This is a genomic window from uncultured Fibrella sp. (assembly GCF_964250085.1).
In the GTDB taxonomy this organism is placed as follows: Bacteria; Bacteroidota; Bacteroidia; order Cytophagales; family Spirosomataceae; genus Fibrella.
In genome coordinates, this window is record NZ_CAXUEC010000002.1 from 88,216 (window position 1) to 110,310 (window position 22,095).

At 54.0% G+C, this 22,095-nt stretch carries 16 protein-coding genes; 2 read left to right on the forward strand and 14 right to left on the reverse strand.

All coding sequences use genetic code 11. From position 1 onward, the window contains the following. Positions 1-141: 141 nt before the first annotated feature. The 6 genes from ACFE8Q_RS05840 to ACFE8Q_RS05865 all read right to left on the reverse strand — a co-directional run bounded on the left by ACFE8Q_RS05840 (position 142) and on the right by ACFE8Q_RS05865 (position 11,768). A complete protein-coding gene (locus ACFE8Q_RS05840) occupies positions 142-1,911 on the reverse strand; it encodes a RagB/SusD family nutrient uptake outer membrane protein (protein WP_375444432.1) in 1,770 nt (589 codons plus the stop codon). A 28-nt stretch (positions 1,912-1,939) separates the two neighbouring features. Continuing rightward, the gene (locus ACFE8Q_RS05845) at positions 1,940-5,143 is read right to left on the reverse strand and encodes a SusC/RagA family TonB-linked outer membrane protein (RefSeq protein WP_375444433.1); all 3,204 of its coding nucleotides are present in this window, start codon (positions 5,141-5,143) and stop codon (positions 1,940-1,942) included. 467 nt (positions 5,144-5,610) lie between these two features. Further along, positions 5,611-6,930 (reverse strand): MFS transporter, encoded by a 1,320-nt coding sequence (locus tag ACFE8Q_RS05850; RefSeq protein ID WP_375444434.1) that lies wholly within the window; start codon positions 6,928-6,930, stop codon positions 5,611-5,613. A 60-nt stretch (positions 6,931-6,990) separates the two neighbouring features. Then, positions 6,991-8,439: a glucuronate isomerase gene (uxaC, locus tag ACFE8Q_RS05855; protein ID WP_375444435.1), complete on the reverse strand. Its 1,449-nt coding sequence runs from the start codon at positions 8,437-8,439 to the stop codon at positions 6,991-6,993. A 147-nt stretch (positions 8,440-8,586) separates the two neighbouring features. Continuing rightward, positions 8,587-10,242 (reverse strand): UxaA family hydrolase, encoded by a 1,656-nt coding sequence (locus ACFE8Q_RS05860; protein WP_375444436.1) that lies wholly within the window; start codon positions 10,240-10,242, stop codon positions 8,587-8,589. Beyond that, positions 10,239-11,768 (reverse strand): tagaturonate reductase, encoded by a 1,530-nt coding sequence (locus ACFE8Q_RS05865; protein WP_375444437.1) that lies wholly within the window; start codon positions 11,766-11,768, stop codon positions 10,239-10,241. The genes ACFE8Q_RS05860 and ACFE8Q_RS05865 overlap by 4 nt, the downstream gene beginning before the upstream one ends. Positions 11,769-12,103: 335 nt before the next feature. Here ACFE8Q_RS05865 and ACFE8Q_RS05870 point away from each other — a divergent pair, with 335 nt between their 5' ends. Beyond that, positions 12,104-13,132, forward strand: coding sequence for a LacI family DNA-binding transcriptional regulator (locus ACFE8Q_RS05870; RefSeq protein WP_375444438.1), 1,029 nt, complete (start codon positions 12,104-12,106; stop codon positions 13,130-13,132). Between the two features lie 89 nt (positions 13,133-13,221). On the opposite strand, the gene ACFE8Q_RS05875 is transcribed toward ACFE8Q_RS05870, so the two are convergent. From ACFE8Q_RS05875 to ACFE8Q_RS05900, 6 genes are all read right to left on the reverse strand, one after another. Further along, a complete protein-coding gene (locus tag ACFE8Q_RS05875; RefSeq protein ID WP_375444439.1) occupies positions 13,222-14,853 on the reverse strand; it encodes a glycoside hydrolase family 28 protein in 1,632 nt (543 codons plus the stop codon). Positions 14,854-15,060: 207 nt separating this feature from the next. Further along, positions 15,061-15,657 carry an ACP phosphodiesterase gene (locus tag ACFE8Q_RS05880; protein WP_375444440.1) on the reverse strand — a complete coding sequence of 199 codons (597 nt, stop codon included), beginning with the start codon at positions 15,655-15,657 and terminating at the stop codon, positions 15,061-15,063. Beyond that, entirely contained in the window at positions 15,654-16,175 is a 522-nt protein-coding gene (locus ACFE8Q_RS05885; RefSeq protein WP_375444441.1) for a cytidine/deoxycytidylate deaminase family protein, read from the reverse strand. Before ACFE8Q_RS05885 ends, ACFE8Q_RS05880 begins: the two co-directional genes overlap by 4 nt. Positions 16,176-16,200: 25 nt before the next feature. Beyond that, the gene (locus ACFE8Q_RS05890) at positions 16,201-16,839 is read right to left on the reverse strand and encodes a DUF1080 domain-containing protein (RefSeq protein WP_375444442.1); all 639 of its coding nucleotides are present in this window, start codon (positions 16,837-16,839) and stop codon (positions 16,201-16,203) included. A gap of 98 nt (positions 16,840-16,937) precedes the next feature. Beyond that, positions 16,938-18,266: an ABC1 kinase family protein gene (locus ACFE8Q_RS05895; RefSeq protein ID WP_375444443.1), complete on the reverse strand. Its 1,329-nt coding sequence runs from the start codon at positions 18,264-18,266 to the stop codon at positions 16,938-16,940. A 175-nt stretch (positions 18,267-18,441) separates the two neighbouring features. Next, complete coding sequence (locus ACFE8Q_RS05900) at positions 18,442-19,131, reverse strand: TetR/AcrR family transcriptional regulator (RefSeq protein WP_375444444.1); 690 nt, start codon at positions 19,129-19,131, stop codon at positions 18,442-18,444. A gap of 73 nt (positions 19,132-19,204) precedes the next feature. Here ACFE8Q_RS05900 and ACFE8Q_RS05905 point away from each other — a divergent pair, with 73 nt between their 5' ends. Then, a complete protein-coding gene (locus ACFE8Q_RS05905; protein ID WP_375444445.1) occupies positions 19,205-19,738 on the forward strand; it encodes a DinB family protein in 534 nt (177 codons plus the stop codon). Positions 19,739-19,745: 7 nt separating this feature from the next. Here the strand turns inward: ACFE8Q_RS05905 and corA are convergent, their stop codons facing one another. Beyond that, positions 19,746-20,696, reverse strand: a complete 951-nt coding sequence (gene corA, locus ACFE8Q_RS05910) for a magnesium/cobalt transporter CorA (RefSeq protein WP_375444446.1) — start codon at positions 20,694-20,696, stop codon at positions 19,746-19,748. A gap of 129 nt (positions 20,697-20,825) precedes the next feature. Then, entirely contained in the window at positions 20,826-22,025 is a 1,200-nt protein-coding gene (locus ACFE8Q_RS05915; RefSeq protein WP_375444447.1) for an MFS transporter, read from the reverse strand. Between the last annotated feature and the right edge of the window lie 70 nt (positions 22,026-22,095).

The following is a 22,095-nucleotide window of genomic DNA, read 5'->3' on the forward strand; positions in this document are numbered from 1 at the left end:
TCCCCGACAGGCTCAGGGTGACAATCCCACTCAAGGTCATCATGGACGTACCTGAATTTCTTGTCACCCTGAGCCTGTCGGGGACGCCTAGTCGAAGGGCACGACTCGCGAAGCCTATAGCGCCAGTTCAACGCCTGTTGCTTAGTAGCCGTAGTCCTGCTTCAGCTTTGGATTGGCGTCCAGGGCCGACTGGTTAATGGGCAATAACTCGCTTTTGTTCGGCGTGAAATACTGCGCCACCGAGGTAATGTAGGTCGCCGTAATATTCTGCCGCCAGTCGAGCCGGGTCCAGCCGGCTATGTTGGCTGTGCTTGTGTTTGCCTTGTAGAACGAATTCAGGAACTGGATTTCTTCGCCGTTATTTTTCCAGAACAGGTACTGAGGTACGTTGGCGTATTTGCCCTTTGCCGCCTGCATATCGGTCAGGTTAGCGCGCGCTTCCACAATCTTCGTGTTCAGCAGATTCCAGCGAATAAGGTCGTATTTACGGATGCCTTCGCCCCCGAATTCCAGCAACCGCTCGTTTACAATGGCGTTGAAAAACGCATCTTTCGTGGTGGGTGTCGTACCGATCAGGGCTGTTTTTGCCGCATAACCGCGTTTCCGAACTTCTTCAAACGCCGCAATAGCCTGAGCCGTTGGGCCACCTTTCAACTCGTTTTCTGCTTCGGCAAACATTAGCAACACATCCGAAAAGCGAATAAGCGGCCAGTTGTAACCCAGGTTCTGCGACGTACCCGACAGGATCGGGTTCCGCCAGTCGCGCCGGAATTTACCGTCGGTGATGGTGGTCAACCGCTGTGGGCTTTTCAGGTTGGTAGCCAGCACCTGGTAAATCGTAATCGTCACGTCGCGCCGAACGTCGGTTGAGTCGAACGCGTAGAAATAGGTTGGCAACGGGTTGATACCGCCGCCGCCCTGTCCGTAGCGCGAGGCGGCATCCAGACGTGGGCCGTTGTAATAACCCAGTTTGCTATCCGACTGGGCACTACCACCGGCCGATCCTACTTCAAACATGATTTCGGCAGCAGGGTCGGGCGCCAGGCCATTCACATACGTTTTGAACAGGGCTACGTAGTCGGTGTTCAGCGTGTGCTGATCCCGGCGTTGCATCAGGTCGTTGGTTTCGTCGCGGGCAATCTGGTAATAGGTAGCGTAGTCGGCGCGGCGTTCCATCACCTTACTTTCACGGCGGAGCGAGTAGCCACCCCGATACAGGGCCAGGCGGGCGCGCAGGGCTTTAGCGGCTCCCTTCGTAATGCGTTCGTTGCGGGCACCGGCATCCGTGCGCCAGGGTAGCAGGTCGGCCGCTACTTTCAGATCAGCAATCAGTTGCTCGTATACTTTGTCGCGGTCTTCTTTCTCTATGAACAGGTTGGTTTGCTGATAAGCAGGAATCATCGGCGCAGGTACGTCGCCCCAGTTCCGAATCAGTTCCAGGTAATACTGCGCCCGCAGGGTGAGCGCTTCGCCGTGTAACCGACGCAGTTCTTTCTGGTCAGCCGCCGAACCCGTTTTGTACAGATCCATCTTCGGAATCTGGTCGATGCAGAGGTTGGCCCGTTCGATGCCCTGATACAGGTTGTTCCAGGGGTTGGCAATTTCAGTGTTCCCCGCCAGCGCATTGTACCGCCCGATACCGCGACGGCCATTGTCGACCGCCCCGCTTACCATCATTTCGTCTGAATCGTAGGGATAGTACAGGCTGATGCGAATACCGTAGGTGTTATCGCCCGAGAGCAGGTCATACGCCCCCAGAACGGCCAGCGTGGCATTGCTGACATTCGAGAAAACGGCCTGGTTGTCGAACTCTGAAATGGGCTCCAGGTCCAGGTAGCTTTTGCAGGCCGTCAGCGACGAGCAAAACAACGTAGTCCCTATAAGAATTTTATATAATCGGTTGATTTTCATGTCAAATCAAAATCTTATTGGCAGATTTTTAGAAAGTAAGGTTAACACCAAAAACAAACGTCCGGGCGCGGGGGTAGGCCGCAAAATCAACGCCCGGGGTGAGCGGGTTAAACCGGCGGGCATTTACTTCCGGGTCGAATCCCGAATAGCCGGTCAGCGTAGCCAGGTTGTTGACGGTCGCGTAGAAGCGGGCATTCTGAACCTTCGCCCGACGAACGATCTCTTTCGGCAGCGAATAGCCGAGCGTCACGTTGTTGATGCGCAGGAACGACCCGTCTTCAACGGCCCACGAGTGCAGGTAAGGCCGGTTGTTGGTGATCGGCTGCCAGATTTGCGCGTTGGCGTTCAGGGCGGCCAATGCAGCCGGATCTTTCACCACAACGCCTTTGTCGTCAATCGTCCGCCAGCGGTTGTTCATCACCTCCAGCATGTTGATGTTGGTGTAATAGCCCGACGTAAATTCGATTTTGTTGGCGTTGTATACGCTGTTGCCATACACCCAGTTTACGAAGATACTGGCATCGAAACCTTTGTAGCTGAACTGGTTATTCATACCGCCGATATGCTTCGGATTTGCATCACCAATAACGGTACGGTCGTCTTCCAGCCGTATCTTGTTATCGCCGTTCAGGTCTTTTAGCTTGATCGTGCCCGGCTGTGGCGCACCAAAAATTGAGGTTCCATCAGGCACACCTTCTTTCAGGGTGTAGGTACGTGTGGTGGCGTTGTAGGTGAAGTCATCCACTTTATAGAAGTCATCGGTTACGAAACCGTACATCAACCCAACGGGCTGGCCCACTTTCAGGATGTAGTCATCGGCGCCATCGCTACCCTGCCAGCCCGAATTGGTGGTTTGCTGCAACACAGGCCCCAGATCGTCGACCTGATTGCGGTTGAAGGAGATGTTGGCGTTGGCCGTCCAGTTGAAATCACCGGCGCGAAGCACCGTGCCGCTCAACTGAAATTCAAGACCCCGGTTGGAGGTGGCTCCCACGTTCCTGATCTGCGTGGTGTAGCCCGACGTTGACGGAATGGGCAGGTTCACGAGCAGGTTCTTGGTCGTGTTCTGGTAGTAGTCGGCTGAGAATTGAACCCGACCACCCAGCAAGCTCAGGTCAAGACCAATGTTGCGCGAATAGGTCGTTTCCCAGGTCAGGTTTGGCTGGGCCAGCGATACCGGCGAGAACGCAGGCAGCACCGATTCGCCCAACGCATATTGCGCCGACGTATTATAAAGCTGGGCGTACAGGTAATCACCAATGCGGTTGTTACCGGCGGCCCCGTAGCTCACCCGGAGTTTGGCATCATCCACAAACTTCAGCGACTTCATGAACTCCTCCTGCGAGAAACGCCAGGCCAGTGACCCCGATGGGAAGTACGCCCACCGGCTCTCCGGCGCAAACTTGGTCGATCCATCACCCCGGAAGGTTACCGTGGCCAGGTACTTTTTATCGTAGGTGTAGTTCAGGCGGCCGAAGAACGACAGCAGCCGGTTCTGGTATTCGCTGCTGGTTGGCTGTGGCTGAATGGCACCGGTTGGCGGCGAGCCCAGGTTCATATTGGCCAGTGCTTTCAGAGGCGAAATTTCCGACGGGAAGTAGCGCGTTTCCAGGCCAACAGACCGCCCGTTGGTTTCGTACGTTTCCTGACCGAGCAGCGCGTCGATGTCGTGCTTACCACCGCCAAAACCTGATTTCCGGTAAGTCAGCACGTTCGAGTTATTGATGGTGATGGCCGTGCTGTTACGAATGATCGCCACGGGCAAACCGGCGTAGTTACGGGCTGTACCCGTGATCTTGCTGTAGAACTGATCGGTGCGGTCCACGTTGTTGCTGTAGCCTGCCGTTGTTCGGAATATAAGGCCGGGCAGAATCTCGTAACTGGCATAGCCACTCAGGTTAATGCCGTTGGTAAACCGCTTCTGGTATTCCGCATCGGTCAGCGTAACGGGGTTGGTGAGGCGGGTGGCGATGTAGTAATCTTCGTCGAAGTCAATGTTCGATGCAGGGCGCGTAGGCAGATCAAGTGGCTGGTACTGAATACTCTGACGAAGGCGGTTCGTACCGGCCGTTCCGCTGGTGGTTGTTCCGGCTCCGTCGATGCGCTGATCGATGTAGCGCACGACCACGCCCACTTTGAACTTGCTGTTCACCGAATGATCAAGTTTGAAGTTGGCCAGGTTCCGGGTGAAGGCCGAGCCGAGTTGAATCCCGTCTTCTTTGTTATTCGTCAGGCTGAGGTTGTAGCTCGTCTGCTGGTTACCACCGTTGATCGACACGTTATGGTTTTGATAACCAGCCCGGCGACCAAATACTTTATCCTGCCAGTCGATGAATGGCGAGTTTTTGTAGACCTGCAGTGTATCGAACGTTGAGCCGAACTGCCGGGCAAAGGTCGAGCTGTCGGTGGCGTTGCCCCGGGTACGTTCGTACTGATAGAGCACATAATCGTAGGGCTTCAGAACGGGCAGTTGCTTCAGGTTCTCGCGGAAACCAAACGACCCGTTGTAGGTAACCGTCGTTCGGGTGTTTGTCTTACCCGATTTGGTGGTGATGATTACAACCCCGTTGGCACCACGCGCGCCGTAGATGGCGGTAGCCGAGGCGTCTTTCAGCACGTCGATGCTGGCAATATCCTGCGGGCTGATCGTGTTGAGGGCATTATCCAACTGAATACCGTCGACCACATAAATTGGTGAGTTATCCTGCGTGATGGAGTTACCGCCACGTACCCGGATGCGGATATCGGCACCCGGTCCACCCTCCGCCGTAGTTACCTGCACGCCCGCCAGGCGGCCGGTAATTGCTTCGGCGGCGTTGGTAATGGGTACGTCCCGAATCTGCCGACTATTGACCGACGATACCGAGCCCGTCACATCGCGGCGGTTAACGGCCTCATAGCCAATGACCACCACTTCGTTCAGCGTTTTCTCATCGGTTACCAGCGACATATCGAGCGTGTTTCGGTTGCCTACGCTGGCTTCCTGCGACACGTAGCCGATGAAACTGAACGACAGTTTGACATCACTTTTATCGGGCACACGGATACTATATTTCCCGTCGGCATCAGACGTGGCCCCCACGGATGTTCCTTTCAGCACGACTGAAACACCCGGCAAAGTGGTGCCCGTGGCATTGTCTTTGATCTGACCGGTGATCTGACGGGTCTGTTGAGCGTAGGCCGCTGGTAAAATTCCCAGCAGCAGTACCAGTAATCGTATGGTTTTATTCATAAGGCAATAAGTGTAACCGCCTTTTACGCGGACAACGGATAGATACAGGTGACTGACAGACATGCTGACAAGTTGTACTTATCAGAGTTGATGATGCAGTTAATGTAGATTATGACAGTATTAAAATTTGCCCGTTGAATAGTAAGGAACAAGTATACTATTGACTTTTTTTACGCAATCGTTGCCGGGAACGATGCCAAAAAGAAATTTTCAACGGATCTATGGGAATAATCGTAGATGATCCGCATGAAAATATAATATAGGGTTTCAGACGAGGTAGCATCGATACCCTTTTTTGAATATAATTATTCTAATATGCCGTATCGGCGTACCCCCTAACCCGTATCGGTGTAACCCCCAACCCCCTGAAGGGGGCTAAAGCTCCGCCACGTAATGATGCGGAGCTTTAGCCCCCTTCAGGGGGTTGGGGGTTACACCGATACGGGTACGTTGTCTACATTTCAGCCTTAAGCTACTGGCTCAGATTCGGGTTCGCCCAGGTTAACCGGCTTCATGGTTGGCGTGAGCAGGTGCATCACAACCCAGGCAACCATGTAGGCCGATCCGCACATCAGGAAGATAATGCCATACCCACCCTGCGCGTCGCCCGCTTTTTTGTAGGTATCCAGAATACGGCCAACGATTTCCGGAAAAATAATCCCGCCAATCGAACCGGCCATGCTGCCAATCCCAACAATGGAACTGATGGTCCGCTTGGGAAACATATCGGAAGCCGTGGTAAAAATGTTGGCGCTCCAGGCCTGGTGAGCAGCACCGGCCAGGCCGATGAGCGCAACGGCTCCCCAGATGCCCGGCCCGAAACGGACGGCGATAACAGGCAGAACCAGAACGGCGAAAATGAACATCGCCGTTTTCCGCGCGCGCCAAACGGTCCAGCCGCGACCAATGAGCCACGACGACAGGTAGCCGCCGCCAATACTACCAATACTCACCAGGGTGTAGAGAACGGCCAGATACAGGTTAGGTTTTTTCACATCCAGGTGGAAGGTCGTGGCGAAGTAGTCTTGCAGCCAGAACAGGAAAAACCACCAGATGGGATCGGTCAACATTTTGCCAAATACGAATGCCCACGTTTGGCGAACGCTCAGGAGCCTGGCCCACGAAACGGGCTTGCCGTGGTCGGCTTCGTCGTCGGGCGTAGTTTCGTTATCGCTATGAATGTAATCGAATTCTGCTTTTGACAGTTTGGCCTGTTTGGCCGGAATTTCGTAGGTAAAATGCCAGAAGATCAGCCAGACGAAGCCAACAGCTCCCGTGGCGATGAAAGCCATTTCCCAGCCATAAAGCCCTAATATCCAGGGGACAGCAATGGGTGCTACCACCGCACCGATATTGGCCCCGGAGTTGAAAATACCCGTTGCCAGCGCTCGCTCACGCTTTGGAAACCACTCGGCAACGGTTTTGATCGCCGCCGGAAAGTTACCCGCTTCGCCTAAACCCAGCCCAATTCGGGCGAAGATAAACCCGGTCGTGCTGGTAGCCAGTCCGTGGAGCATGGCGGCAATGCTCCAGAAAACGATGGAGATGGTGTAGCCCAGTTTGGTACCAATGCGGTCAATGACGCGCCCGAATACAAGCAGACCAACGGCATAGGCCGCCGAGAAAACCTGCACAATCCGGCTGAAGTCCAGCTCCGACCAGTGGAAATCTTTTTCGAGGGCTGGTTTTAATAAGCCAACCACCTGCCGGTCGAGGTAGTTGATGGTCGTAGCAAAGAACAGCAACGCTACAATAGTCCAGCGGTAGTTTCCCAGAGGTTTGGTCATGAGGGTTTAGAGGAAAGGGTGCTTCCTTTTGTGGTCATATATGACCACAAAAGAACTGATTTATACGACCGCCGCCAGTGGCTTGCTGCTGAAGCCAAAATACGTTTTGGCATTTCCGTAGCAGATGTTCTGAACCACCTCACCGATCCATTCCATGTCGTCGGGCAGTTCGCCGTTCTCCATATCATTGCCAAACAGGTTGCAGAGAATACGCCGGAAATACTCATGGCGGGGATACGAGAGAAAAGAACGGGAGTCGGTCAACATACCCACGAATCGGCTCAGTAAGCCCATGTTAGACAGCGCATTCATCTGGCGTTCCATACCCTCTTTCTGGTCGAGGAACCACCAGCCAGAGCCGAATTGTACTTTGCCTGCCACCGAGCCATCGTTGAAGTTGCCGATCATCGTGGCCATAATCTCGTTGTCGGCGGGATTGAGGTTGTACAGGATCGTTTTGGCGAGCTTATCGCTGGTATCCAGCCGGTTGAGGAAACGAGCCAGCGCGCGGGCCTGCGAGAAATCGCCGATGCTGTCCCAGCCCGTGTCGGGGCCAAGTTGCGCCAGCATACGGCTGTTGTTGTTACGGAGCGCGCCAAGGTGAAATTGCTGCGTCCAGCCTTTCTCCCAGTCCATTTCGGCCAGATACACCAGCATCGCCGATTTGAACGTCAGCACGTCCTGACCAGACAAGTCTACGCCAGAGCGCACTTTATCGAAGATGGCGCGAACGGCGGCTTCGGTGTAGTCGGCGGCATAGATCTGCTCCAGACCGTGGTCCGACAGTTTGCAGCCCATCCCGGCAAAGTAATCGTGCCGCCGGGCCAACGTACCCAGAAAGTCATCGAACGTAGTAATCGACGAGTTGTCGGCTGCCTCCAGCCGGGCAACGTACCTGTTGAATTCAGCCGCGTGCTCAACCGCCATCGACTTGTCGGGCCGGAACGTGGGCAGCACATTGATCGTAAAGTCGGAACCAGCCGCCTGCTCATCCGCGATTTTCCGATGATGTTCGAGCGAATCGGCCGGATCGTCGGTGGTGCAAACGGTTTCTACGTTCATCTGGCGCAGCAGATTCCGAACCGAGTGCGTTGGTGATTGCAGTTGCTCGGTGCAGGTCTCATAAATGCGCCGGGCATTCTGGCCAGTCAGCGTTTCATTGATGCCGAAATACCGTTGTAACTCCAGGTGCGTCCAATGGTAAAGTGGATTCCGAAGGGTGTAGGGCACCGTTTCGGCCCACTTCTGAAACTTGTCGAAGTCAGGTGCATCGCCGGTACAGAACCGCTCGTTGATCCCGTTTGTGCGCATAGCCCGCCACTTATAATGGTCGCCGTAAAGCCAGGCCTGCGTCAGATTTCCAAATTGCTTATCATCGGCAATCTGATCAGGTGGCAGGTGGCAATGGTAGTCGATAATGGGCATCGACTTAGCGAATGAATGATACAGTTGCTGAGCCGTGCCGGTTTGCAGCAAAAAGTCGGTATCGTTTAGAAATAGCTTTTTCATCAGTAAAGCGTGAGAGAATACATAAATGAACGTGCTCTTTATAGCCGACCACGTAACGCGGACTTTAGTCCGCATTTTTGAGCGGCCATGCGGACTAAAGTCCGCGTTACGTGGTCGGCTATAAAGAGTACGTTCACCCTTTCATTTTTATAAGGAAACGCCCCGTTTCCAGGGTATGAAATCATCCTGACCGTGGCGAACGGCGGCAACCTCGGTTTTGCCGCTTGCCACGCCAATGATGTACGCCAACATCCGCTCGCCGGCCTGCTGAATGGTTTCTTCACCATCGATGATACTGCCGGTATTGATGTCGATAATGTCGGGCATTCGGCGAGCCAGGGCCGTGTTACTGGCGATCTTAACAACCGGCGCAATGGGATTGCCCGTCGGGGTGCCCAGGCCCGTTGTGAACAGCACCACAGTGGCCCCGGAAGCAACCTCGGCCGTAGTTGATTCTACGTCGTTACCGGGTGTGCAAAGCAGGTTCAGTCCCGGCTTCGTGACGAGTTCAGGGTAATCGAGCACATCGACGATGGGGGCCGTACCGCCTTTTTTCGCCGCCCCCGCCGACTTCATAGCGTCGGTGATCAGCCCGTCGCGGATGTTGCCCGGCGACGGATTCATGTCGAATCCTGACCCCGCTTCTTTGGCGCGTAGGGCGTAGGTGCTCATCAGCTCGCGGAACCGGCGGGCGGTTTCCGTATCTACACAGCGGTCGCAGAGTTCCTGTTCAACGCCGCATAGTTCAGGGAATTCGGATAAAATGACGGTGCCGCCGAGGGCAACAACCAGATCAGACGCGTGCCCAACGGCTGGATTCGCCGAAATTCCCGAAAAGCCGTCGGAGCCGCCGCATTCGAGGCCAATGACCAGTTTACTCAGGGGCGCGGGCTGACGAACCAGCGTATTGGCCTGCATTAGCCCGGCAAATGTTTGCCGCAATGCCTGACCGAGCAACGCCTCTTCGGTGCCAATCGCCTGTTGCTCAAGCATGTACAACGGCTTATCGAAGGTTGGGCTCCGTTTCAGAATCTCTTCCTGCAACATGGTCGCCTGCGCATTCTGACAACCAAGGCTCAACACCGTGGCCCCCGCCACGTTGGGGTGCGTGATGTAGCCCGCCAGCAGTCCGCATAGGGCCTGGGCATCCTGCCGGGTACCACCGCACCCGCCTTCGTGCGACAGAAATTTCACACCATCTACGTTTGGGAACAAGCGCTGCTTTGTACCCGACGACTGCTCAGCCGCCTGCAAATCGGCCTGTAATACCTCTTCCACGGTTCGGCCAGCCTGTACCAGTGCCATCAGCTCCTGCGTTTGGGTTTGCCAGGTACGTTGCTGACCATACCCCAGGTCGGTTACGAGCGCTTCTTTCAGCACCTGAATGTTCCGGTTTTCGCAGAACACCAGCGGAATCACCAGCCAGTAGTTGGCCGTGCCCACCCGCCCGTCGGAGCGGTGATAGCCCATAAACGTCTGGTCGCGCCAGTGGTCAACAGCCGGGGCTGTCCAGGTTGCCGGTTCGGTGCCCAGGTCGTAGCTGTTGGTGGCGTGTTGGACATTAAACGTCGTCAGCCGCCCGCCCGCCTGAATCGCCTGCTTCGCTTTACCAACCAGCACGCCATACATTGTGATCGGGTCACCGGGTGCTAATTCATTGATTGTCAGTTTATGTTTGGCCGGAATCGCTTCTGTCACGGCCAGGTACGTTCCATTATTGGGTACCCGTTCGCCCGGTTCCAGGTCGGCAAGTGCAACCAGGACCGAATCGTCGGGGTGAATTTTTACTACATTCATGCTCATACGGTTACGGCTTCAGCCGTAGTAAAATAGCCGGATAATGTTGCCCGTACACCGCGTTCTACGAGTTGCGTCAGATGGCTCGCAACGACAACGGCAAAGCCCGGTAACTGGGTTAAATCATGTCCCCAGAGCGATGTGTTCTGGAGTACGGTTGTGGTGAGTTCCTGCGGTGTGAGGCGTGCCCACAAACCGGCGAAATAGCTGGCCTGATCGTCGTAAATGGGGTACGTTTCGCCGTTGCGTTCGCCATACCAGGTATCGTCCTGCTGATGAGTGGCCCGCATAAACAGCAGATAGGCCGCAAAACCGATGGTCACGTACCGCGGCGTTACGTTCAGTTGGCGGTAATAATGGAGCAACGTAGGTACGTTCCGCATCTGCATTTTGGCCGAATACTGCATGGTAATCGCCAGCCACCGGTGCTCGATAAAGGGATTTCTGAACCGGTCAAGTACTTGAAAGCCAAATCGTTGTGCTACTTTCTCATCGACCGAGTAGGGAATACCAGGAATCAGTTCGGCCAGCATAACGCTCTGCATGAACGCAGACAGCACATCGTCTTCCATCGCTTCACGAACGGTGTCCATGCCGCTCAGGAACGCCAGGCCGCAACTGAGCGTATGGGTGCCATTGAGCAGCCTCAGTTTGAGCTCACGGAACTGATCAATGTTGGGTCGAATGATAATGCCGTCGTCGGCCTGATGGAACGACAATACGTTTTTTACCTGCTCGTCGCCCTCGATCGCCCACAATCGGTACGACTCCGAAATGGTGAGCAGATCGTCTTCGTAACCCAGCATTTCGGTCAGGGCGTGTTGCGTGGCAGGATCGGGTCGGCCGGGTACAATGCGGTCTACCAGCGAGTTACAGCAGGTATTGGCCGTTTCGAGCCAGTCGATGAAGGCCCCGTCCAGGCCGTTGATATGGGCTAGTTCAAGCAGAATATCATTGAGTTTGGTGCCGTTATCGGGGATCAGTTCGGTTGGAACGATGACCAGCCCTTTGGTTGGATCGCCTGCAAACGCGTTGTATCGGGCGTATAAAACGGCCAGTAGCTTGCCCGGAAACGATACCGGCGGCCCCTGCAAAATATCGTCCTGAACCAGTTGAATACCCACTTCGGTGGTGTTGGAAATAACAAGCTGCAAATCGGGGCTAGTAGCTACCCGCAACACCTCGTTCCAGTGGTGTTTGGCCGACAGCACCCGGCTGATGGCTGAGCATACTACGTTTTCTTCAACGAGCCGTTGATTATCTACCCCCCGAATGCAGAGCGTGTACAGATTATCCTGCCGGGCAAAAGCGGTCATGTCTCCCCCATCGGTCGATTTTACCACCACAATACGACCGTTGAAAATTCCCTGCCGGTTAGCCTTGTCGATCAGGTAGTCGGGCAGGCCCCGAAGCAGCACGCCCGTTCCAAACTGAAGCACCCGTTCGGGTAAGGCAAAGAGTGATTCGGCGGGAAGGCTGATGTCCGGTCGGAACTCGAAGGTTGAGAGCGATTGCTTGGAGAGACTATTCATACTGGTTTGCAAGTCTTATGCCGGTAGGTGCAAACAGCCAGTGTTTCAACTGAGCTGTAGCGTACATAATATGAATTAGACAAATTGTCTTTTTTGGAGAAATAAAAAAATCACATAACAGCACCAAGTAATCTGGCAACCGGATAAGATTAGACAGTTATTAGTTTAGATAGAAATTATTTGGGAAATTTATTCATGCAAACGTTATCGGGAACGTTACCGGATTTTGAAAATGGCCGTAGGCGGCTTAAAATGAGTAGTTGATCTGGTGCTAATCCTTATTTAATCATAACTTCGTCAACAAGTACATAGTTGTACTTTACCAATATACGCTCTTGGACACCATCACCATAAAAGACATTGCCCGTGCGCTGAATCTGTCGACATCGACCGTGTCGCGGGCCCTACGGGACAGCTATGAGATCAATCCGGAAACCAAGCGACTGGTGATCGAATATGCCGAGCGACTCAACTACCGCCCCAATCCGATTGCGCTTAGCTTGAAAGAAAACCGCAGCCGGGTAATCGGGGTCATTGTGCCTCAAATCGCGAATAATTTCTTTTCGCAGACGATCAACGGGATCGAAGCTGTGGCCTACAATCGGGGCTACCACGTCATTATTTTTCAAACCCATGAGTCGTATGAGCGGGAAATTCTGACGGTACAGCAGGCCGTTGCCAGGAAAGCCGATGGGTTGCTGATCTCCCTGTCGAGTAGCACGTCCGACGTATCGCATCTGCGCGAGTTGCAGGAAAAGAAGCTCCCGATCGTCCTGTTCGATCGGGTATCGAAAGAACTGGATTCGCCGAGTGTCACCGCCGATAATTTTGCCGGGGCATTCGCCGCTACGGAACACCTGATTCAGACCGGTCGGCGGCGCATTGCCCATCTGACCATTCCGCCTTATATCTCGATCACCCAGGAACGGCTCGCGGGCTATCGGGCCGCCCTTGAGCAATATGGTATTCCGTATGATGAATCCCTGGTCAGGTACGCTGGCTTTGGGCAGGATGAAGTCGGTCCTATTGTAGATGAGTTGCTTCAACTGGCACCCGACGCTTTTTTCGCCGCCAGTGACCGGCTGGCGCTGGGTTGTCTGGAAGCCCTTCGGAAACGTAAAATTGCCATTCCTGAACAGGTTTCGCTGATCGGATTCACCAACATTACCGTCGCTAATCTCCTGTCACCGTCTATGAGCACCGTGGAACAGCCTGCGATGGAAATCGGCCAGCTTGCCGCCGAGCATTTATTCAACATGATCGAAGGCAAGCAGAAAATTCCTCAGCCCGGCATCATCAGGATACCAACCCGGATGGTCATTCGCGAATCATCACAGCGCAGTATGGTTGAGGCTATTAATTAATTGGTTATTGCTTCGCGCGTCGGGCACTTCGACAGGCTCAGCGTCCGGGCAAGGTAGCGCGAAGCAATAACCAATCAACCACCAACAGATCACTTCATCGTCAGCGCGTTGCCGGGAGCACCGGCGCTGGCTTCGGCTACCTTTTTGGCACGCGACGTATTGGTATTCAGTAGCTTTATGTCTTTCGACCGGTCGCCGGAAATGTACATTAGCAGGTCTGTGCCCTCGTTGTAGCGAATGGTATCGAAGGTCAGGTTCCGGCTGTTCTGAATTTGCATTACCGTTTTGGCGGGCGTGATCAGGGCTACGTTTTTCAATTGAATCCGCTCGGCTTCGATGCAGATGAGCCCCTTCCGACTTTGCAAGACCGCGTTTTCGATCAGGATATCACGCACCGCCATTTCGGGAAGGCCCCGAACCATGATGCCGGTTTCGGCCCCTTTGCAGGTCACGTTCCGAATCTCGAACGACCGGAACTGCGGTGTACCCTCCGATAGTGGCTGCGCCGGAATGGCAGGCAGTTCATTCGATTCTCCATGCTGCGGCACCGGGTCTTTGGCGGCATAATACATATCGAACAGAATGGCTTCACCGGCTATATCCGTCATGTCGATGCCGTCGATAAAGACATTTTCCACGATACCGCCCCGGCCCCGCGCCGTTTTGAAACGCAGGCCAACGTCGGTACCCATAAAGGTGCAGTTCGATACAAACAGGTTCTTCACCCCACCCGACATCTCGCTGCCAATCACAAACCCACCGTGGGCATGGTACACTTTGCAATTCCGAACAATAATATTTTCGGTGGGCACGCCGCGCTTGCGCCCCTGCTCATCCCGCCCCGACTTGATGCAAATACCATCATCGCCGACATCGAACAGACAATTTTCGACCAGTCCGTTTTTGCACGACTCCAGGTCCAGACCGTCGCCGTTCTGGGCATACCAGGGATTTTTGACCGTTACGTTCCGCAGCGTAATATCTTGACAGAGAAGCGGATGCAAACACCAGGCCGGTGAGTTCTGGAATGTCACACCTTCCAGCAGAATACGTTTGCAGCGCGTCAGGCTAACCATGTTTGGCCGCAGAAAATCCTTGATATCCTCGTAGTACGCCTTGTCCTGACCGCCTTTAACCGTCATGGAACCACCCTTGAGCGATTGGGCCGATGGATACCAGGTATCCTGCTTGTCATTTAGCACGCCTCCCGAAGCAACCAGTTTTTTCCACTGGTCGGCCGTAAGTTTGCTTTTCTTCACCATGCGCCAGGCATCACCGGCTCCATCCAGAATACCCTCGCCGGTGATAGCGATATTTTCGAGGTCGACACCCGAAACAGGAGCCTGATTGCGAATAGCGTCCTCCCCTTCCCAGGTTGTCGCCACCAACGGGTACGCGTCTCGCTGGTTGCTGAACTGCAGCAGTGCTCCTTTGGCCAGATGCAGGTTAACGTTATTTTTCAACATGATCGGGCCAGTCAGCCAGAGACCGCGCGGCACCAGCACCACACCGCCACCCGCTTTGCTGCACTGGTCAATTGCTTTGGTGAAAGCCGCCGTATTCACTGTCAGTCCATCGGCGACTGCGCCAAAACGGCTAATTGACAGGGTGTCTTTCTTAAAAGTCGGAGCACTTATTTTTGGCAGCTCCGGTGCCCGCTCTGCGGCGGCACGGAAGGCCATGGCAACGACCAAAAGGGTAAATCCTACGCGTTTCTTCATGGTATTGTCGGGAAGCAAAAGACGAGTACGCCGGGCACAACGTGTGCCGTCCACTCCATTTAGTTGGAGAACTGGATGTTAAAGAGACCCTTATCTCATCACTTATTCAAGAAGCGGTTGCCTTTTTTTTACGCAATCGTTCCCGGCAACGATGCCACGCAACGCAGACGCCTGGTCGGGGCGTAGCCAGTCTGGTTTGGCGATCGCTTACGTGAGTTCAGCTATCGTTTGCCGAATGTGTGCCATCAACTGCGGCCAGAAACGCAGGAAATGCAGGTTGATGGTGTCGTAATGGATCACTAAATCCTCAACAGCCGTGTCCAGGCCCGACGGGAACTGGGTACGTCGAGATAGCCCCAACAGCGCCCGGTCGATGCCCGCCGTGGTTTTATAGTGTCGTAGCCAGTCCTGTTCCATCATGTAGTGGGCCATGCGGGCGGCGCGGGGCGGCAGGCGATCGGCGCGGGTACGTAGCAGTTGGTAGACGTACCCGACAAACTCATCCAGGTTATCGCCGGTGACTTCTTTGAATTGAGTTGCCAGAAAATGGTCGAAAAACACGTCGACGGCTACCCCCGCATACTTGTGGCAGCGCGGGTATAGCAGCGTACGCACCGCCTGTACCTCAGAATGCGCGTCGGTAAACGCGTCGATGGCCCGGTGAATGCGGATGCCGTCGACTTCGAGTGGCTGTAGGCTGTGCCGGGGAGCGGTCGGGTCACCTTTGATGAAATCACCGATGAAATTACCGATCAGGTAGTCGTCGTTCCGCCCCGACAGCCAGGCATGGGCAAGTATATTCATGCAGGACGTGCACTGGCCAGCGGAACCTGAGGCGGTCGCGCCTGATCTTGCAATAAAAAGCCCGATGTAGGTACGTATCGTTCCACTTCCACACCAAACTTCGTCAGAAAGTCGACGCCTTCATCGGAGCCAATGCCTTTGTATTCGGCGTAGGAATGCAGGTACAGGACCCGGCTGATTTTCATGCTGTAGATGATCCGGGCACAGGCAATACAGGGCGATAACGTTACGTAGATCGTTGCCCCTTCGATGTCTGAACCGTTTTTTGCGGCATATAGAATGGCGTTTTGCTCGGCGTGCAGCGCCAATGAACAAGACCCTTTCGAGTCGCGGGGACAGCCCACTTCGGGAAACTCGTCGTCGCAGTTGTGCGTCCCGGCGGGCGGACCGTTATAGCCGATGGATATAATGCGCGTTTCCTTGGTCAGCACGGCCCCTACCTGCGCTTTGATGCAATGGGACCGTTTGGCCAGATTCACGGCCAATTCCATAAAAATATCGTCGAATCGAGGCTTCATCGGTGGTGGGCAGTAGACAGCAGCACTAGTCGGGCAAGACGCGCACCTGAATATCTTTGAAATAAACTTTACTTTTCGGGTCGTGTCCCTGCAGGGCAATGGTGCCGCTGCTCAACTTCTGCGTGCCCGTTCCCTGGCTGATAGTGTCGGGTTCGGTGTACGAGTTGATCACCTTGTCGTTGATCAGAACGGTCACCTGATTACCTTTTACAATGATCTGTTCGGTATACCATTCGTCGTCTTTGACAAACGTTTCTTTTACATCCTGTTTGCCATACACGCTACCCGTTTTTCGCCAGTCGGTATGGGTCTGGTTCACCTGAATTTCATAGCCTTTGCCAGGCCAGCCCGTTTCCTGATACGCGGTGTGAATAAACATGCCTGAGTTTGACCCAGCCGTGGTCTTGACCTGCGCCTTCCACTCAAAATTCTTGAAGTTATGATTATTCACCGGTCCCTCGTAGAACAGGTGTGCGCGTGGGCCAGCCACAACGATAGCACCATCCTGCACGCTGAACGTACCTGGATTTTCGGCCGCTTTCCAGCCAGTCAGCGTCTTGCCATCAAACAGGCTTACCCAGCCTTTGGCTGGATTGGTTTGCGAGAAAGCCGGGTATAAACTCGACAAAAGCAATGCAATCTGGAGAAGGAGGGTCTTTTTCATGTGCTATTCAGTAGGGCGTAAAGGTACTAATTAACCTGTTTATGCAGAAAAGCCCGCCAATCACGGATTAGCGGGCTTTCGCCGGGGTGTCAATTCAGCTAAACGGTAGCTACTTCTTTCGGTTTCAACCACTCGGGCTTGTTGGTGATAACCTCGGCTTTCAGCTCGTTCAGCATGGCGTAGAGGCCGTAATACGTACGGTTTACGTACAGTCCATCCTGCGAGCCGCGCACGACTTTCGACGAGCGCAATTCGTCCATTTTGGACAGCTTATCGGCAAAATCGTAGACCTTTGTGAAGTACTGATCATTGCCAAAATCGAACCGATCAACTGCAAACGGCTCGCCCAGCATATCGATCATCTGCATGAACAGATCGGAGAAAAACTTCCGGTCACGGGGCGAATCCTGCGGCACCAAAAACTCCAGATTCTGGAAAATCTGCTGGGTCAGGGCTTCATCTTTCAGCGTGTCGGGGTTGATGAGCTGGAAATAGTTATCGTAGTAATAGTCAGGAATCACCTTCACGCAGCCAAAGTCGATCACGCCCATCGTACCGTCGGCCCGCATCAGGAAGTTACCAGGGTGCGGATCGGCATGCACCTGGCGAAGGGTATGAATCTGATGATCGTAGAAATCCCAAAGCAGTTGCCCAATCCGGTTACGCACTTCCTGGCTCGGGTTCGTCGCCAGAAATTCTTTGAGGTGCAGGCCGTCGAGCCAGTCCATCGTCAGAATACGCTTACTCGACAGTTCGGGGTAATACTTCGGAAATACCAGCCCCTGAATGTGCGCGCAGGCTTCCGATATTTCGACCGATCGTTTTAGCTCAAGGTCGTAGTCGGTCTCTTCCAGCAGTTTGCTTTCCACCTCGCCCATAAACCGGTCGATCTGACGCTCGTCAAGGTTCAGTAAACGGACGGCAAGCGGTTTGGCAATGCGCAGGTCCGACGTCACGCTGTCGGCAACACCAGGATATTGTACTTTAACGGCCAGTTTCTTACCGTCTTTCCAGGCAGAATGCACCTGCCCGATACTCGCCGCATTGACCGAGTTTATGTCGAACTTATCGAACAGATCGTTGGGCGATTTGCCGAAATAAGTGCGGAATGTCTTCACCACCAACGGTCCCGACAGGGGCGGTGCCGAGTACTGCGACATGGCAAACTTATCGCTGTAGGCCGTGGGCAGCATACCCCGGTCCATACTCAGCATCTGCGCCATTTTCAGGGCCGACCCTTTCAGTTCGCTGAGTGCATCGTAGATGTCGGCGGCATTGTCACTATGCAACTCGTCTTTCGTCATGGTCGGGTCGACAAGCCGTTTCGAGTAGTGCTTAATGTAGTTGCCGCCCACTTTCACACCGGCTTTAACAAACTGGCTGGCGCGGGCAACTTTGCTGGTCGGAACTGAATTTTGGGTTTTCATAAGGCCAAAAGGGCTAATTACTGACGGATTAATGGTACGCGGAGTAGGCGGATAAAACGGATGTACACAGATTTTTTAGCTTTAAGCAGATTCTTCAGACTGGAACAAAGCAAATCTGTTTTAATCCAAGAATCTGCGCAAATCCGGTTAATCCGCCCAACCCGCGTACTATTTATTATCGATTCTGATAGGCAAACTTGGCGAAGTCGAACAGGGTATCGAGGGGTGAGCGACCGATAAGGTCGAAGGCTGTGTTGACGGATTTTTCGATGGCTGTATCGGTTTTCTCGAATCCTTTGCTGGCGTCACGTACCCAGAAATCCAGGATGAACAGAGTTTGTGTCCAGAGGGCGTTCGGATAACGGTCGGTCAGGAAGGGGCGCGGTTCTACTTCGCGGCTTTCGCGGCCTTCGGCCAGCAAATCGCGTGCGAAATCATAGAAGGCCTCCTTGAAAGGCATCAGTACCTGTGGATTCCTCGTCTGCCTACGTCCCATCATGCCTGCCTTGCCAATTGGCGACGCAGCAGCCATGTCGTCGGCTGTGTTCCTCAGCCTGCCGTAGCTATAGACGACAAAACTGCGCTGGGCTTTCAGCATTTCGATCCAGGTGTAGTAGAACGCCAGCAGTTTCTCGCGAACCGAATACGCCTGATACGTGTCATCGGCTTCGACGGCCTTTTTCGCATCGGCAAAAAAGGCGAGCCATACATCGGCTTCAATGCCGTCGAAGGATGCGTAATAGTCGTAGAATTCGGCTTCTGAGAGTTTCAGCTTCTTGGCGAACTGGAAGACGGAGGTGGGTTGTTTGCCGTTTTCAAGGACGTACTCAGTGTATGCCTTACGGATTTTTTCTAGCGTTTCCATATACTTAGGAAACGGCTTGTATACGGTAAAAGTTTAACGTTCATGCTCAAACGTTAAACATTAACTATTCCCCATGAATCAACCCGAAATATGGCTGCGGGGGCCACTGCCAAACGTACCTGCGCTGCTACAACCCGCTGCTCACGCCCTGTTGCAGGTTTGCCTCGACGCTGAAAACGCACTAATTGATTTCCCAGGTACGTTGCTCTGGGAACGCCCCGCCGGACTGGCTTCGGTGGGGTTTCACCTGCACCATATAGCGGGCGTTCAGGACCGCATGCTCACCTACGCCCGTCACGAAGCCCTATCGGAAGCGCAATTTGCGTACCTGAAACAGGAAGGCAAGCCAGGCGATGGGCCGCAAACCGTTGCCGATCTGCTTGCGCAACTACGTACCCAGACCGAGCGCACGGTAACGTACCTGAGCACGGTTGATCCAGGTACGTTGCCCGATTTCCGCCCCGTTGGCCGCGCTGGCCTCCCTTCAACCGTTGGTGGATTACTCTTCCACGCCGCTGAACATTCCATGCGGCATGTGGGTCAGTTGCTTGTTACGGCAAAGGTGCTGGTGGCGCGTGAAGTTGACTACAGCCAGGAACGTACCTGACCGCTCGTTACAACCAGTTTTTCTTCTTGAAGAAATAGTACGTCAGGCCCGACGAAATGGCCATCAGGCCCAGGGCGAAGGCGTACCCGTATTTCCAGCCTACCTCCGGCATGTTGGCGAAATTCATGCCGTAAATGCTGGCAATGAGCGTGGGCGGCAACAGCACCAGCGATAATACGGTGAATATTTTGATGATGTTGTTCTGCTCCAGATTCACCAGACCCAGAAAAGTATTTTGCAGGAATTCGAGCCGCTCGAAGATAAAATTCGTATGATCGATCAGCGAATTGATGTCTTTGATCACGGTACGTAATCGGGTTTGCTCTTCCGACGTAAACCAGCCGTTGGACCGGATCATGGCCGAAATAACACGCTGCTTATCAACCACATTCTCCCGAATAGACATGGTAAGCTCCTGGTAATCGTTGATCAACAGCAGCATTTCCCGATCCAGTTTCGAATCGAGGTCGAGCTGCTTGTTAATCTCCTTCACCCGCGACGAGAGCGATTCAACCAGGTCGGCGTCATAATCGATTCGGGATTCGAAGATGGCAATCATGATCTGGGCACCATCGCTGAAAACAGCCCGTTTCGATTTGATCTTCTTCACCATATCAGCAAACGACTTCAGATCGGCGAAGCGATAGGTGAACAGCACATCATCTTTCAGCAGAAAATTGACCGGTACCGTCTTGTACTCGTGGTTCCGGGTGGGAATCAGGAAGTTGGAGTTAGCCACCAGCAGGTCTTCTTCTTCGATGTAGCGCGAACTACTTTCGATCTCGGCCTGCTCCTGTTGCGACTGAAAGCTAACGTCGAACTTATCCTCCACGCTTTTTATCTCGTCGGGCGTCGGATTTTGGAGGTCCACCCAAAGTGTACGTTCCGTATCCTGAAATGAGTCGAAATCCCGAATCTTTCGTACGGCGGTTTCATCCTGCTGAAAAATACGAATCATTGGAATTGAGATTGAGTGTGAAGCCTGACGTTTAATCGTTAAAGTCCAAGGGCCAAAGTTGCTCCGCTGATGGCTGTAAAGCAAAGCAGCTTTAAACATTGGCCTTTAGGCATTGAACGTCAATACACCTCAGTAGACTTTAGACTTCACTGTAAATAAATACACTACGCCCAACACCGCTAACCCTCCCGAAATGCTAAAGGCTACGGTGAGCGCCTGCGCCGCCATGTGCGTAAAGAACCAGCCCGCCGCCAGCGCACCTAAGCCGATGCCCAACTCCAGGGCGATGTAGAGCGTAGCCATCGCGCGGCCACGGGTGGCTTCGTCGCTAAGGTCAACGGCCCAGGCTTGCAGCGTCGGTGAGTTCATTCCCCAGGCCATACCATACACGATGGCCGAAGCGTAAAATAAACTTACGGAATTGGTTAGCGCCAGCATGAGCATTGCCACCGCCAGTACCGACGTGGCGCCGATCATGACGGGCACCCGCCCATACCGGTCCGACGATTTGGAAAGCAGCAGACGTACCACCAGAGACGCCAGCGTGTACACGGCAAAAAACCAGCCTTTGTTGGTCACGCCCACCGATTGGCTAAGGGCCGGGGCCAGAATAATGACCACGCCCGACGCGAATGAATTAAGCAGTTGCACGAAAAAAGGCGGCAATACTCCCATGTCGAACCATTCGTCGGAGCGAAGCTTGAACAGGCTGAACCGGAAGGGCTGCCGGTTCTCCAGCGTTTCGGGTAGGCGTAACAGAATACCAATCGACATCAGTGCGAAGCCCGACGAGGTATAGAACATGGTATTCATGCTGGCATTATTCACCAGAAAACTACCAATTACCGGCCCCAGCGACATACCCGTCGCGGTGAACAGGCCCAGTGCGCCCATAGCCTCGCCCCGCCGGTCGGCTGGAACCACGTCGGCCACGTAGGCAGAGGTGGCGGTGGGTTTGGTGCCCGTCGAGAAACCATGAACCAGACGGAGGGTCAGGAAACCAGCAATCGTGATCAGATAAGGATAGAGCAACCCGCAGAGGAAGCAGACCACCGAGCCAAAGGCCATGACGGGCACGCGCCCCACGGTGTCGGTGATTTTACCGCTAAATGGCCGGGAGATGCCTGCGGTTAGCGTAAAAAGCGCAATGATTAGCCCGATGTATTCACGGCCACCGAGCCTGGTCAGGTAGTCGGGCAGCTCGGGAATCATCATCGAGAAGCTGGCCGAAAATAGAAAGTTACTCAGACACAGCAGCCAGAATGGCAACGTATATAACGACGGTGCGGCGAGCGAAGCAGAATCTGTTCGATGTAATTGAGTTGGCAAGCGGCAGAAATGTTAACGTCAATTAACAATGTCAATTATCAGTTATCAATGGTTCCGCTGAAGAGCGCCT